Below are 15015 nucleotides of genomic sequence, written 5' to 3'. Positions count from 1 at the left end.
GCAAACGTAACACAGGCGCGCGGCGCACGGTCGTGCCGGAGTGCGGCATGACCGTGCGCCGTGCGCGATGCGGTTACGCGTCGAGAAACGACTGCGCGTTCTCGGCCTCGGCGGCCGTACGCAGCGCGGCGAGCGCCCGTTTCTCGATCTGCCGCACGCGCTCCCGCGACATCCCCGCATCCTGCGCGATCGCGTCGTAGGTGTCGGGCTCGGCGCCGCCGAGGCCGAACCGCCGGCGCAGCACGTCGGCCTCGGTCGGCGTGACCGAACGCAGCAGCGCCCGTACGCATTCGCGCATGCGCGTGTCGGCCAGTTGCTCGAACGGGCTGGCCGATGCCTGATCCTCGATCAGCTCCACGAGGCCGGTGTCCGCGTCGGGCAGCGGCGTGTCGAGCGAGACCGGCTCGGCGGGGAGTGCGAGCACCGCGCGCAGCTTGCCTTCGTCGAGGCCGGTTTCGGCCGCGAGCTCGGCCGGCGTGGCCCGCCGGCCGGTGCGCTGCCGAAAGCGCAGCGCATGCCGCTGCACGCGCTGGTACTGGTCGCCGACGTGCACCGGCACGCGGATCGTGCGCGAACGATCCGCGACCGCGCGCGCGATCGCCTGGCGAATCCACCAGGTTGCATAGGTCGAGAACTTGAACCCGCGCCGGTATTCGAATTTCTCGATCGCGCGCATCAGGCCGAGGCAACCGTCCTGCACGAGGTCGGACAGGTCGACGCCGCGGTTCAGGTACTTGCGCGCGATCGACAGCACGAGCCGCAGGTTCGCCTCGAGCATCGCACGCGTCGCGTCGCGGACTTTCTGCTGGCCGTCGCTCAGCGCGGCTGCGAGGGCGCGCCGCGCGACCGCGTCGAAGCCCGCGGCGTCGGTCGCCGACGGATCATCGCGGGCGGTGGCGAGTGCGCGCACGGCACGACTTGCGTCGTCGACGGCCGGCGCGACCCACGCGAGCGAACCGAGCAGGGTCGCCACGTGGTTGCGCACGTCACGGTAGTCGGCCGAACGGCTGCCATGCGTATGCAACGCGTCGCGCAATGCCGACACCGCTGCGTGCAGCGCGTCGTAGCGGGCGGGCGCGGACGTTTCGCGATCCTCTTCATCGGGCGATCCGGTTGCACCCGTCGCGCGATGGCGCTCGAGCAGCGCGTCGACCGCGGGCGGATAGCCGGCAATCGCATGCAGTATCTGATGGCGGCCCGTCTCGATCTCGCGGGCGAGCACGATTTCGCCTTCGCGCGTGAGCAGCGGCACCGCGTGCATGCGCCGCATGTACAGCGCGAGCGGATCGGTCGACGCGCTCGTGCCGCGCGCGAGGTCGCCGAGCATGGCGCGGCCTTCGTCGAGCGCGTCGCGATCGACCTCGACCGGCGCCGCGCCGGCGAACGGTGCAGGCACGGCCGGCTCGTCGAGTACCGCGATGCCGATGTCGGCCAGCGCGGCGCGCACGACCTCGAGCGCGTCGGGGCTGTCGCTTTGGGGCGGCAGCGCGTCGACGAGGTCGGCGTGCGTCAGATAACCCTGCTCGCCGGCAAGGGCCAGCAGCTGGATGATCGGATCGAGCGGTGTGTCCGCCCGGGGAGTGGGGCGTGGCGTAGTCATGTCGATGGCGGCGCGAGCCGCGTTCCTGTCAGGGCGGGCCGAAGCTCGCCGGTTTGCGGTTGCCGGTGGACCGCGGACGCCCGTCCGCGCCGGTCAGCCCGACATCGTCCAAGTTGAGGGCATTTGCGCCAACTTCAACGCCGGCGCCGCGGACGGGCCAGCACGCGGCGTGCCCGCGCGGCCGTCCGGCGCAGGAAACAAAAAGTAACCGATCATACGCGCGGAAATCTGCAGGGGACGTAAGCTAGAGTCAGGCGCGCGCCCGGCGGCGGCGCGCGGATTCTGCCGGAGTACGAGATGAACCCGATTTCCGCCGCGAGGCCCGCCGTCGTCGCGCTGGCCGCATTGACGCTGGGCGGCTGCTACTACACGAGCCCGTACGGTTATGCACCTTATTACGCGCCGGTGCCCGCCACGGTGACGCAGCGCGAGATCCTGGCCGCACCGGCTGCGTCCGGTCCGGCCGCGTCGACCGTGCCGCAGGCGCAGGTCGACGCCGGCACGGCGGTGCCCATGTACGTCGCCCCGGCCTACGTGCCGCCACCGTATCCGTATTACTACCCGGCGTACTACTCCGGCTGGTACGGGCCGCCCGTGACGATCGGCTTCTGGGGCCGCTGGGGCGGCGGATACTGGGGCGGGCGCGGCGGGTACTGGCATCGTCCGTGGGGCGGCGGGCATTGGGGTGGCGGTCACTGGGGTGGCGGCCATCGGCACTGACCGGCGCGCGGCGGCGCGGGAGAGCATCATGAGGAACACGATTGTCCGAAGTCTGTGCATCGTCCTGGCTGGCCTCGCGGCCGCGCCGGGCGTCGCCGATGCGCAGAGCAGCGCTTACACGAATTCGCCGGCCGAGCTGTATGCGGGGCCGGCGCCCGATTACCCGGTGGTCGCGCAGATTCCGCCCGGCACCGCGCTGGGCGTATTCGGCTGCCTGAGCGACTACACGTGGTGCGACGTCGCGCTGCCGGGCGTGCGCGGCTGGATCGATGCGCAACTGCTCGACTATCCGTATCAAGGCAGCTACGTGCCGTTGCTCGAGTACGGCGCGATCATCGGCGTGCCGGTGACCGGATTCGCGATCGGCGCGTACTGGGATCGTTATTACCGGCACCGCCCGTGGTATCCGGACCGCGACCGCTGGGCGCGCCGTCCGGAGCCGAGGCTCGGCCCCGGAGGCATGCCGCCGGCGCAAGGGCGTCCGCAACCGGGCGGGCCGATGCAGGTCGCGCCGGGCGGCCCGCCGCCCGTGCATGACACGCGGCCGTCGGCGACGCGCGGCGGCTGGAACGGTGCGAACCGGATGCCGCCGCCGGCCGCGCCAACGCCGATGCCGGGCGGGATGGGCAATGCGCGTCCGGCGAGCCCGGCGCCCGTGCCAACGCCGATGCCGGGTGGGATGGGCAACGCGCGTCCGGCCGGCCCGCCGCCGGCCGTGCTCCGGCCGCCGCCCGCGCCGGGCGGCGAGGCCCGCACGATGCCGCCGCCGGTGCGGCAGGGAGCCGGAGGTGGCGGCGGTTATGCGCAGCCGCAGGGCGGCGGAAACGGTGGCGGTAACCGCGGCGGCGGTGGCGGCGGCCCGGACGAACGCCGGCACTGATCGCGCCGGTGCCGCGGGTGCTCCGGCACCGGACGAAAAAAAGCCGCTCCGGAGAGCGGCTTCGGGATCAGGCAAGGGGGGCGAGGTCACGCGCTACCGGTCGCTCGCAGCCCGCTGCGTCAGTCGTCGAGCAACGACAGATCGCGCACCGCGCCCTTGTCGGCCGACATGACGAGCTTCGCGTACGCCTTCAGCGCCGCGGACACCTTGCGCGGACGCGGCTGCGCGGGCTTCCAGCCCTTCGCGTTCTGCTCCTCGCGGCGGCGCGCCAGTTCCTCGTCCGATACCAGCACGTCGATCGTGCGGTTCGGAATGTCGATGCGGATCCGGTCGCCGTCGCGCACGAGGCCGATCGCGCCGCCCGCTGCCGCTTCCGGCGAGCAATGGCCGATCGACAGACCCGACGTACCGCCCGAGAAACGGCCGTCCGTCAGCAGCGCGCACGCCTTGCCGAGCCCCTTCGACTTGATGTAGCTGGTCGGGTAGAGCATTTCCTGCATGCCCGGGCCGCCCTTCGGGCCTTCGTAGCGCACGATCACCACGTCGCCGGCCTTGACCTTGTCGTTCAGGATGTTCTCGACCGCTTCGTCCTGCGATTCGGTCACGTGCGCCGAGCCTTCGAACACGAGGATGCTTTCGTCGACGCCGGCCGTCTTCACCACGCAGCCGTCGAGCGCGATGTTGCCCGTCAGCACCGCGAGGCCGCCTTCCTTCGAGAACGCATGCTCGTACGAGCGGATGCAGCCTTCGGCGCGGTCGAGGTCGAGGCTCGGCCAGCGCGTGTTCTGGCTGAACGCGACCTGGGTCGGGATGCCGGCCGGGCCGGCCTGGTAGAACGTGCGGACCGCTTCGTCCTGCGTGCGGACGATGTCCCACTGGTCGAGCGCATCCTTCAGCGTCGGCGCGTGCACGGTCGGCACGTCGGTGTGCAGCTTGCCGGCGCGGTCGAGTTCGCCGAGGATCGCCATGATGCCGCCTGCGCGGTGCACGTCCTCGATGTGGTACTTGTTCGTGTTCGGCGCGACCTTGCACAGCTGCGGCACGATGCGCGACAGCCGGTCGATGTCCTTCATCGTGAAGTCGATGCCGGCTTCCCGCGCGATCGCCAGCAGGTGCAGGATCGTGTTGGTCGAGCCGCCCATCGCGATGTCGAGCGTCATCGCGTTCTCGAAAGCCTTGAAGCCGACCGCGCGCGGCAGCACGCGTTCGTCGTCCTGCTCGTAGTGCTGGCGCGTCAGTTCGACGATGCGGCGGCCGGCGCGCTTGAACAGTTGTTCGCGGTCGGCGTGCGTGGCGACCACCGTGCCGTTGCCGGGCAGCGACAGGCCGAGCGCTTCGGTCAGGCAGTTCATCGAGTTCGCGGTGAACATGCCCGAGCACGAACCGCAGGTCGGGCACGCCGAGCGTTCGACTTCGGCGACGTCGGCGTCCGAATACGACTGGTCGGCCGCGATCACCATCGCGTCGACGAGGTCGAGCTTCTTCAGTTCGATGGCCTTGGTGACCGGGTTCGCGAGGCGCGTCTTGCCGGCTTCCATCGGGCCGCCCGACACGAAGATCACCGGAATGTTCAGGCGCATCGCGGCCATCAGCATCCCCGGCGTGATCTTGTCGCAGTTCGAGATGCACACCATCGCGTCCGCGCAGTGCGCGTTCACCATGTATTCGACCGAGTCGGCGATGATGTCGCGGCTCGGCAGCGAATAGAGCATGCCGTCGTGGCCCATCGCGATGCCGTCGTCGACCGCGATCGTGTTGAATTCCTTCGCGACGCCGCCCGCGGCTTCGATCTCGCGCGCGACGAGCTGGCCGAGATCCTTCAGGTGCACGTGCCCGGGCACGAATTGCGTGAACGAGTTGACGACCGCGACGATCGGTTTCGAGAAATCGTCGTCTTTCATGCCGGTGGCGCGCCACAGCGAGCGCGCACCTGCCATGTTGCGGCCGGCGGTGGAGGTTTTGGAACGGTAAGTGGGCATGGTGATGGCTGAAGAAATATCGCGGGAAAAGGGTGGAGGCTCGGGGAATAAAGGCCTCTCTCGCGCCCGTGCGAACAACCTCTTGAGCTGCGCCCTGGGCAAACTCCGCGATTATCCCACAGCCGCCGGGCGGGCGGCGCCGGCGGGAGCGGGCGGCGCGGGCGGTGCAGCGGACAGCGGCCGACTGCGCCGACTGCGCGAGTCCTACCAGACCCGGCAAACACGAAGTCCGACGCAGGCCATCGCCGGCGCAACCGGGCGGCGGCTCCGTCGCCCGTTCCGCCGACGATGAAGCCGCGCCGCTCGATCGCGCATCAATCGAGCAACGTCAGGATTTCGTCGTACAGCGGCTTCGGAATCCGCACCCCATTCGCGATGCTGCGCGCGCGGGCGTCGAAGCGCCGTTGCGACGGCAGCCGCGCGCCCTGCGCGACGATCGATTCGAACATCCGCTCGCCGCGCGCGAGCCCCGCGTCGAGATCGTCGCCGAGAAACACGTTCGGATCGAACGCGATCACGAGTTCGCCGTGGCACGGCGTCGCGCCGACGCCTTCGTCGAAGTCCATCGATTCCCGGCTCGTCATGTCGCCGATCAGCGCGCCGCCGAGCAACTCGACCATCGCCGCGAGCGCCGACCCCTTGTGGCCGCCGAACGTGCGCATCGCGCCTTGCAGCGCGGCCTTCGGGTCGGTGGTCGGCTGGCCGTCCGCGTCGATCGCCCAGTGCGCCGGAATCGCCTTGCCCTGTTTCGCGTGCAGCTCGATGTCGCCGCGCGCGATCGCGCTCGTCGCGAAATCGAACACGAACGGCTCGCCGCCCGGGCGCGGCCACGCGAACGCGATCGGGTTGGTGCCGAACACGGGCTCGCGGCCGCCTTCCGGCGCGACCCAGCTATGGCTCGGGTTCATCGCGATGCCGACCAGCCCTTCGGCCGCAATCGCCTCGACCTCGGGCCACAGCGCGGAGAAGTGATAGCAGTGGTTGATCATCATTGCCGCGATGCCGTGCTGCTTCGCCATCTCGACCAGCACGGGCAGCCCGGTTTCGAAGCTCAGCAGCGAGAAGCCGCGATGCGCGTCGACCGCGACGACCGACGACGACACCCGGCGCAGCGTCGGCACGGCTTGCGGATCGACCTTGCCTTTCTTCAGCGACCGCACGCAGACGAGCAGCCGGTACACGCCGTGCGAATGGCATTCGTCGCGCTGGCCCTGCGTGATCACGTTGGCGATGGCGCGCGCATGCGCGTCGGACATCCCGTTGTGCATCAGCACGCGCAGCGCGAGCGCGTGGACTTCGTCGAGCGACAGCACGACTTCGGCGGTGCGCTCAGCCATGGTTCACCTCGCGCGGAGCGGGCACGCCGTCGATGCGTTGCGGCACGTGCAGCGGATTGCTGCTGCGAAGCGCGTGCGGCAGCAGCGCGTCCGGCAGGTCCTGGTACGACACGGGGCGCAGAAAGCGCTCGATCGCGCGCGCGCCGACGGACGTCGTGCGCGTGTCGGACGTCGCCGGGAACGGGCCGCCGTGCACCATCGCGTGGCCGACCTCGACGCCCGTGCCGAAGCCGTTGACGAGAATGCGGCCGGCCTTGCGTTCGAGCGTCGGGCGCAGCGCGGCGAACAGCGCCGCGTCGCCGTCGGCGAGATGCGCGGCGATCGTCAACTGGCCTTCGAGCGATTTCAGCACGCGATGCAGCGTGTCGGCGTTCGGACAGCGCACGATCAGCGACGCGGGGCCGAACACTTCGTCGCGCAGTTCGGGGTGCGCGATGAACGCGTCGGCGGAGGTCGCGAACAGCGCCGCGCGGGCCTGATGGCGGCCGCCTTCGACGCCTTCGGCCAGTCGTTCGACGGCCGAGTGATCGTGCAGCGCCGCGACGCCTTGCGCATAGCTCGCGTGGATGGCCGGTGTCAGCATCGTTTGCGCGGCGACGGCGCGCACGGCATCGGCCGCTGCGGCTTCGAACGCGCGCAGCGCGGGGCCGTCGACCGCGAGCACGAGGCCCGGATTCGTGCAGAACTGCCCGGCGCCGAGCGTAAGCGACGCGACGAACTGCGATGCGATGGTGTCGTGACGCGCATCGAGCGCGGCCGGAAACAGCAGCACCGGGTTGATCGAGCTCATTTCCGCATAGACCGGAATCGGTTCGGCTCGCGCCGCCGCGATATGCATCAGCGCCACGCCGCCACGGCGCGACCCGGTGAAGCCGACGGCCTTGATGCGCGGATCGGCGACGAGCGCCTGGCCGATCTCGCGCGATGCGTCGAACAGCAGCGAGAACACGCCGGCCGGCATCCCGCATTCGCGCGCGGCCTGCTGGATCGCGCGGCCGACGAGCTCCGACGTGCCCGGATGCGCGGAATGCGCCTTGACGATCACCGGGCAGCCGGCCGCCAGCGCCGACGCCGTGTCGCCGCCGGCCACCGAGAATGCGAGCGGGAAGTTCGACGCGCCGAACACGGCGACGGGCCCGAGCGCGACGTTGCGCAGCCGCAGGTCGACGCGCGGCAGCGGCTTGCGCTCGGGGCGTGCCGGGTCGATCCGCGCGTCGAGAAAGCCGCCGTCCCGCACGAGCGACGCGAACAGCGCGAGCTGGCCGACCGTACGGCCGCGTTCGCCCTCGATGCGCGCACGCGGCAGTCCCGTTTCGACGATGCAGCGCTCGATCAGGTCGTCGCCGAGCGCCATGATGTGGCGGCCGATCGCGTCGAGGAACGCGGCGCGTGCTTCGAGCGACGTCTCGCGATAGGTGTCGAACGCGTCGTCGGCGAGTGCGCACGCCGTTTCCAGATCGTGCAGGCTCGCGCCGCCGAAGGCCGGTTCGAGCGGCTCGCCGGTGGCGGCGGCGAGCGCGTGGAGGGTGCCGTTCTGTCCGGCGACGGCCGACTGGCCGATCAGGAGCTGACCTGTGAGTTGCATGGTTTTCCTCGAAAAAAGCAGGGCCTGGCGTGGGGCGCCCGGCCAATGGAAGGGGAAAGGGTGCGGGCGCGTCAGTCCTCGTCGTCGTCGAGTTGCAGCTTGTCGGCGCGCACGCCGGTGTTCGCGCCCCAGTAGTAGATGACGAGCGCGACGGCCGCGACGACGACCGTGTCGTACGGATGCGCGAGCCGGCCCGTGCCGCCGAAGCCGCCGAGATACGACAGCACGATCATCGCCGCATAGAACGCGATCAGCCACGCGGACGAACGCACCTGCTCGGCGAGGCTCAGGCGCGCGGTCGGCACCCAGCGGCGGCACGCGAGATAGACGACGAACATCGCGATTTGCAGCCCGAGCAGCCAGGACACCGTGCTCCAGCCCGACCAGTAGACGATCAGCGCGGCGATCACGAACGACGCGGGGCCGGTGAGGCCGAACGCGCTGGCGCGGAACGGCCGCGGCAGGTCGGGCGCGGTGCGGCGCAGCGCGGCGACCGACACGGGCGCGACCGCATAGCTCAACACCAGCGCGGCCGACACGATGTTGATCAGCGCTTCCCACGACGGGAACGGCAGCGTCCAGAAGATCGCGAGGCCGAACGTGAGCCACAGGCCCGCGCGCGGGATGCCCGACGCTTCGTCGACGCGCGTGAACACCTTGAAGAACGTGCCCGTTTTCGCCCAGCCGTAGACCACGCGCGGCGTCGCGTTCATGTAGATGTTGCCGCAGCCGCTCGGCGAGATCATCGCGTCGGCGACGACCATCACCGCGAGCCAGCCGACGCCGAGCGCGAGCGCGATGTCGCGGTACGGCAGCGAGAACGCCTTGTTCACGTCGTGCCAGCCGGCGGCGAGCATGTCGGTGGGAATGCTGCCGATGAACGCGAGTTGCAGCAGCACGTAGATCAGCGTCGACAGCAGGATCGACAGGATCAGCGCGATCGGGATCGTGCGCTGCGGATTGCGCACCTCGCTCGCGACCGACACGATCGGCGTGAGCCCCAGATACGCGAAGATAATGCCGCCCGCGGACACGGCCATCTCGATGCCCGGCATGCCGAACGGTGCGAAGCCGTGCACGGTCAGGTTCGCAGGCCTGAAGAACGTGAACAGCACGCCGATCACCGCGAGCGGCACGATGAACTTGAAGATGCTGATGATGTTGTTCGCCTTCGCGAACGTCTTCACGCTCGAATAGTTCAAGTAAAAGAAGAAGCAGAGCAGCGCGGCCTGCACGAGCCAGCCGAGCGTGGTCGGGTCGCTCGATCCTTCGACCGTCAGGCCCGGAAACCACGCGGCCGCGTACTGGCGCGCGGCGACGACTTCGATTGCGATCAGGCTCGAGAACGCGATCAGCGTGATGAAGCCCATCAGGTAGCCGAGCAGCGGGCCGTGCGAGAACACCGGGTAGCGCACCACGCCGCCCGCGCGCGGCAGCGCGGCGCCGAGTTCGCAGTAGACGATGCCGAGCAGCAGCACCGCGAAGCCGCCGAGCAGCCACGAGAAGATGCCGGCCGGGCCCGCGATCGTCGACACGTGACTCGCGGCGAACAGCCACCCCGAACCGAAAATGGCGCCGAGACCGATGAACGTGAGATCGGTCAGCGACAGCTGTTTCTTGAACTTGCCGTGACCCGCGCCGGGGTGCGCGGAACGGGAAAGCGGGACGGACGGGTGTGCATTGCCTTGGCCTGGCATGGGCGTGTCTCCTGGAGGGAATATCGGCACAGGCTTGAGGTGCGCCGCGCTCCGACGGAGCAGCCGCGCCTGCCTGTCGGCCGGCAACGCCCGGTTCGAGCGACCGGGGCGGGCTGCGGGACATTCACGCGCGGCGCGGGCTGGCGCCGGGGGCGAACGGGCTCGCAGGCCATGCCGGACCGGAGACGGCGGCGCGCAGGCGAAATGCCCGCGCACCGCCGCCGCAGAGGCGTCGATCAGAGACCGACGTCGGGCAGCGCCGGGCGCGTGTCGAGCGCCTGCGCGACGATCGCCTTCACTTCCGCGAGCGTCTCGCCTTGCAGCGCGAGGCGCGGCGGACGCGTGACCGCGCTACCGCGGCCGACGAGTTCTTCGCACAGCTTGATGCACTGCACGAGGTCCGGGCGTGCGTCGAGGTGCAGCAGCGGCATGAACCAGCGATACAGCGCGAGCGCTTCGTCGAAGCGCTTCTGCTTCGCGAGGCGGAACAGCGTCTCGCCTTCCTTCGGGAACGCGTTCGACATGCCCGATACCCAGCCTTCGGCGCCGACCGCGATGCTCTCGACCACGACGTCGTCGAGGCCCGCGAACAGCACGAAGCGATCGCCGACCGCGTTGCGCAGGTCGATGAAGCGGCGCGTATCGCCCGACGAATCCTTGAAGCAGACGATGTTCTCGCAATCCTGAAGCGCGATCAGCACGTCGGGCGTCACGTCGTTCTTGTAGATCGGCGGGTTGTTGTAGACCATCACCGGCAGGTCGGTGCTTGTTGCGACCGCGCGGAAGTGCGCGGCGGTTTCGTGCGGCTTCGCCGAGTAGACGAGCGCGGGCATCACCATCACGCCGTCGACGCCGACGCGCTGCGCTTCGCGCACCGTGTTGCGCGCGAATTCGGTCGTGAATTCGGCGATGCCGGCGATCACCGGAATCTTGCCGCCGGCCGCGTCGCGTGCCGCTTCGATCACCTGGAGTTTCTCGCTCGTCGACAGCGACGTGTTTTCGCCGACCGTGCCGCAGACCACGAGGCCCGACACGCCGTCGTTCACCAGGTTCTTGACCACGCGGTGCGTGGCGTCGATGTCGAGGGAAAAGTCCGGCTTGAACTGGGTGCTGACGGCCGGGAAAACCCCGGTCCACTGAATGGCTTTGCGGCTCACTGAAATCTCCTACGTTCGTATCGGTCGGCCGACGGGTGTGTCGGTGTGGCAACCAGTATCGCCGCGCAAACGTCCATCACGCTTGAGTCGTATCGCGGAGCAAAATGACGAAATCGGCACAGCGGCCGGCAGGGGCGCGAAGGGCGCGTCGCACTATGCCGATTTCGTCGTCGTCCTCATCGAAAAGCCACAAGCGGACGGACGCGCGACGGAGGAAGCTATGCTCCTTTCCCCACTTCGGACAGCTCATGATGAAGCGCATCCAGATCATCGATTCGCACACGGGCGGTGAACCCACTCGGCTCGTCGTGTCCGGTTTCCCCGCGCTCGGCAGCGGCACGATGGCCGAGCGCCGCGACGTGCTCGCGCGCGAGCACGACCGTTATCGCACCGCGTGCATCCTCGAGCCGCGCGGCAGCGACGTGCTGGTCGGCGCGCTGTTGTGCGACCCGGTGTCGGCGGACGCGGCAGCCGGCGTGATCTTCTTCAACAATAGCGGCTATCTCGGGATGTGCGGGCACGGCACGATCGGCGTCGTGCGCACGCTGCATCACATGGGACGCATCGCACCCGGCGTGCACCGGATCGAGACGCCGGTCGGCACCGTCGAGGCGACCCTGCACGACGACCTGTCGGTCAGCGTGCGCAACGTGCCCGCGTATCGCCATGCGCAGGGCGTCGCGCTCGACGTGCCGGGATACGGCCCCGTGAAGGGCGACGTCGCGTGGGGCGGCAACTGGTTCTTCCTGATCAGCGACCACGGGCAGCGCGTCGCCGGCGACAACGTCGCGGCGCTCACCGCGTATGCGTCGGCCGTGCGCGAAGGGCTCGAACGCGCGGGCATCACCGGTGCGAACGGCGGCGAGATCGATCACATCGAGCTGTTCGCCGACGATCCCGCGCACGACAGCCGCAGCTTCGTGCTGTGCCCGGGCCTTGCCTACGACCGTTCGCCGTGCGGCACCGGCACCAGCGCGAAGCTCGCGTGCCTCGCGGCCGACGGCAAGCTCGCGCCCGGCGTCGTGTGGCGGCAGGCGAGCGTGATCGGCAGTGTGTTCCACGCAAGCTACGAGTTGGCCGACGGCGGCATCGTGCCGACGATTCGCGGCAGCGCGCACCTGAGCGCGGAAGCGACGCTGCTGATCGACGAAGACGATCCGTTCGGCTGGGGCATCGGGTCGTGAGCGAAACGAAGACCGACGTCGTCGTGATCGGCGCCGGCATCGTCGGCGCGGCGTGCGCGCACGAACTCGCGCAGCGCGGGCTGCGCGTGCTAGTCGTCGACGACGCGAGCGGCGGCGCGACCGGCGCGGGCATGGGGCACCTCGTCGCGATGGACGACAACGCGGCCGAGCTCGCGCTGAGCCATTACTCGATCGGACTGTGGCGCGCGTTGAGTGGCGAGATGCCCGACGGCTGCGCATACCGCAACTGCGGCACGCTGTGGCTCGCGGCCGATGCGCACGAAATGGATCTGGCGCGCGCGAAGCAGGCGACGCTCGCTGCCCACGGCGTGGCCGGGGAGCTGATCGACGCGGCGGCGCTCGCGCGACTGGAGCCGATGCTGCGCGCGGGCCTCGGCGGCGCGCTGAGGATTCCGGGCGACGCGATCCTCTATGCGCCCGTCACCGCGAACTGGCTGCTGCAGCGCGCGCCGCGCATCACGTTGCGCCGCGAGCGGGCCGTCGCGATCGACGGCCCTGGCGTGACGCTCGCGAGCGGGGACGTGCTGCGCGCGGAGCGTGTGGTCGTCGCGAATGGCGTTGCGGCGCGTACGCTGCTGCCCGAACTGCCGCTGCGCCCGAAAAAGGGCCATCTGCTGATTACCGACCGTTATCCGGGCCACGTGTCGCACCAGCTTGTCGAGCTCGGCTATGCGGCGAGCGCGCACGCAAGCGACGGCACGTCCGTCGCGTTCAACGTGCAGCCGCGGCCGACCGGCCAGCTGCTGATCGGCTCGTCGCGCCAGTTCGACACCGAGGACGCGCAGGTGGAGCCGCCGGTGCTCGCGCGGATGCTGCGCCGCGCGGTCGGCTATCTGCCGGATCTGGCCGACCTGAACGGCATCCGCGCATGGACCGGCTTCCGCTCCGCGAGCCCCGACGGCCTGCCGCTGCTCGGCGAGCACCCGGCGCGGCCGGGCGTGTGGCTCGCGGTCGGGCATGAAGGGCTCGGCGTGACGACCGCGCCGGGCAGCGCGCGGCTCGTCGCCGCGCTGATGGCCGGCGAGCGGCCGCCCATCGATATCGAACCGTATTTGCCGGGACGCTTCCTGAGCGCGTCCCTCGTCACCGGAGCGCTGACATGAAACGACCCCCACGCTCACTTTGTTCGCTGTCGACCGGAGTTGGTGCATCAGCGCTTACCCCGGTCCCATGCAACGCTCCCCCCGAGGGGGCGGTCAGCCGCCCACGGCCGGCTTTGCAAAGCCGGCCGGCTACGCAGGCGCAGAGCGATGCTCTGCGAATTCCCTGCTACGCCCTTGGCGCGGCCCGGCGGCGGAGGCTGACATGATCATTCATCTGGACGGCCGCGCGCTGACGGTGGCCGACGGCGCGACCGTCGCGGCCGTCGTCGCGGCGAGCGGCGACGACACGACGCGCGTGTCGTGCACGGGCGCGGCGCGCGCGCCGTTTTGCGGGATGGGCATTTGCCAGGAATGCCGGATGACGATCGACGGCCGCCGCCGGCTCGCGTGCCAGACGCTGTGCCGCGACGGCATGCAGGTGGAGCGCACGCGATGAAACAGGAACGACTGAGCGTCGACGTCGCGATCGTCGGCGCGGGTCCGGCCGGGCTGTCGGCCGCGCGGGCCGCCGCGCGAAGCGGCGCGACCGTTGCGATCGTCGACGACAACCCGCGTGCGGGCGGGCAGATCTGGCGGCAGCCGGCAGCGGCTGTACCGACGCCGGCCGCCGCCGAACGCGTCGCCGTGCTGCGACAGCCGAACGTCACGCACCTCGCGGCGACCCGAATCGTCGCCGAAACGCAGCCGGGCACGCTGCTGCTCGAAGACGACGAACGCGGGCTGCTGCTCGATTTCCGGACGCTGATTCTCTGCTGCGGCGCGCGCGAGCTGCTGCTGCCGTTTCCGGGCTGGACCCTGCCGGGCGTGACCGGCGCGGGCGGCTTGCAGGCGCTGATCAAATACGGGCTCGACGTGCGCGGGCAGCGTACGGTGATCGCGGGCAGCGGGCCCCTGTTGTTGGCCAGCGCGGCGACGGCCCGGCAGGCCGGCGCGCGCGTGTCGCACGTGGTCGAACAGGCCGCATGGGGCGACGTGGCCGGCTTCGGCGCGGGGCTGTGGCGCTGGCCGTCGAAGCTCGCGCAGGCCGCGAAGCTCGTTACGACCGCGTATCGGCCCGCTGCGCACGTCGTCGAGGCATTCGGCGATAAGCGGCTCGAACGCGTGCGAATTCGCCAGGGCGATCGCGAATTCGACGTCGACTGCGACCGGCTCGCGTGCGGCTTCGGCCTCGTGCCGAACACCGTGTTGCCGCGTCATCTCGGCTGCCGGATCGACAACGGCGCGGTGGCGGTCGACGCGCACCAGCGCACGAGCCGCGACGGATGTTTCGCGGCGGGCGAGTGCACGGGCGTCGGCGGCAGCGAGCTGGCGATGGTCGAAGGCGAGATCGCCGGCTATGCGGCGACCGGGCAGACCGCACAACTGGCCGCGCTGGTTGCACGCCGCGCGCACTGGCAGGCGTTCGCGGATGCCGTGCGCGAGCGCTTCGCGATCCGGGAGCCGATCCGCCGGCTCGCGCGACCCGACACGCTGCTGTGTCGTTGCGAAGACGTGCGGTTCGATGCGGTCGCGCGGGAACCGGGCTGGACGGCCGCCAAACTGCAATCGCGCTGCGGGATGGGCGCGTGCCAGGGCCGCGTGTGCGGCGCGGCCGCGCAGGCGTTGTTCGGCTGGACGCCGCCGGCGCCGCGCACGCCGCTCGTGCCCGCGCGGGTCGGCACGCTGATGCTCGACGGCACGGAATCCTGCGACCGCGCGTGACGCATGCAGCGTCGCGGTGATGCGGCCCGGTTCAGGCCGGGCCGCGCCTTT

The 15015-nt window shown here is 70.4% G+C and carries 12 protein-coding genes; 6 read left to right on the top strand and 6 right to left on the bottom strand.

What is annotated here, in order from left to right:
- Positions 1-73: 73 nt before the first annotated feature.
- On the bottom strand, positions 74-1600 hold the full coding sequence (locus JYG37_RS17145; RefSeq protein ID WP_213345643.1) for a sigma-70 family RNA polymerase sigma factor: 1527 nt from the start codon (positions 1598-1600) through the stop codon (positions 74-76).
- 297 nt (positions 1601-1897) lie between these two features.
- Between JYG37_RS17145 and JYG37_RS17140 the strand changes: the two genes are divergently transcribed.
- Together JYG37_RS17140 and JYG37_RS17135 are read left to right on the top strand one after the other, a co-directional pair.
- Entirely contained in the window at positions 1898-2320 is a 423-nt protein-coding gene (locus JYG37_RS17140) for a hypothetical protein (RefSeq protein ID WP_050010778.1), read from the top strand.
- Positions 2321-2348: 28 nt separating this feature from the next.
- Positions 2349-3200: an SH3 domain-containing protein gene (locus JYG37_RS17135; RefSeq protein ID WP_213345642.1), complete on the top strand. Its 852-nt coding sequence runs from the start codon at positions 2349-2351 to the stop codon at positions 3198-3200.
- A gap of 119 nt (positions 3201-3319) precedes the next feature.
- Here JYG37_RS17135 and ilvD read toward each other — a convergent pair whose 3' ends face one another.
- The 5 genes from ilvD to JYG37_RS17110 form a co-directional block, all read right to left on the bottom strand.
- Complete coding sequence (gene ilvD, locus JYG37_RS17130; RefSeq protein ID WP_124594646.1) at positions 3320-5179, bottom strand: dihydroxy-acid dehydratase; 1860 nt, start codon at positions 5177-5179, stop codon at positions 3320-3322.
- Between the two features lie 314 nt (positions 5180-5493).
- On the bottom strand, positions 5494-6516 hold the full coding sequence (locus tag JYG37_RS17125; RefSeq protein WP_213345641.1) for an Ldh family oxidoreductase: 1023 nt from the start codon (positions 6514-6516) through the stop codon (positions 5494-5496).
- Positions 6509-8101: an aldehyde dehydrogenase (NADP(+)) gene (locus JYG37_RS17120; protein WP_213345640.1), complete on the bottom strand. Its 1593-nt coding sequence runs from the start codon at positions 8099-8101 to the stop codon at positions 6509-6511. Before JYG37_RS17120 ends, JYG37_RS17125 begins: the two co-directional genes overlap by 8 nt.
- 71 nt (positions 8102-8172) lie before the next feature.
- Entirely contained in the window at positions 8173-9798 is a 1626-nt protein-coding gene (locus JYG37_RS17115) for an APC family permease (RefSeq protein ID WP_213345639.1), read from the bottom strand.
- 236 nt (positions 9799-10034) lie between these two features.
- Positions 10035-10955 (bottom strand): dihydrodipicolinate synthase family protein, encoded by a 921-nt coding sequence (locus tag JYG37_RS17110; RefSeq protein ID WP_213345638.1) that lies wholly within the window; start codon positions 10953-10955, stop codon positions 10035-10037.
- Positions 10956-11206: 251 nt separating this feature from the next.
- Between JYG37_RS17110 and JYG37_RS17105 the strand changes: the two genes are divergently transcribed.
- The 4 genes from JYG37_RS17105 (at position 11207) to JYG37_RS17090 (ending at position 14964) form a co-directional block, all read left to right on the top strand.
- Positions 11207-12139 (top strand): 4-hydroxyproline epimerase, encoded by a 933-nt coding sequence (locus JYG37_RS17105; protein ID WP_213346105.1) that lies wholly within the window; start codon positions 11207-11209, stop codon positions 12137-12139.
- Complete coding sequence (locus JYG37_RS17100; RefSeq protein WP_213345637.1) at positions 12136-13263, top strand: NAD(P)/FAD-dependent oxidoreductase; 1128 nt, start codon at positions 12136-12138, stop codon at positions 13261-13263. Before JYG37_RS17105 ends, JYG37_RS17100 begins: the two co-directional genes overlap by 4 nt.
- 202 nt (positions 13264-13465) lie before the next feature.
- Positions 13466-13699: a 2Fe-2S iron-sulfur cluster-binding protein gene (locus tag JYG37_RS17095; RefSeq protein WP_050010794.1), complete on the top strand. Its 234-nt coding sequence runs from the start codon at positions 13466-13468 to the stop codon at positions 13697-13699.
- Positions 13696-14964 carry an NAD(P)/FAD-dependent oxidoreductase gene (locus tag JYG37_RS17090; protein WP_050010796.1) on the top strand — a complete coding sequence of 423 codons (1269 nt, stop codon included), beginning with the start codon at positions 13696-13698 and terminating at the stop codon, positions 14962-14964. Before JYG37_RS17095 ends, JYG37_RS17090 begins: the two co-directional genes overlap by 4 nt.
- The last annotated feature ends 51 nt before the right edge of the window (positions 14965-15015 follow it).

Source organism: Burkholderia sp. LAS2, assembly GCF_018417615.1.
Classification (GTDB): domain Bacteria; phylum Pseudomonadota; class Gammaproteobacteria; order Burkholderiales; family Burkholderiaceae; genus Burkholderia; species Burkholderia sola.
This window is presented reverse-complemented; position numbering and strand designations above follow the sequence as displayed.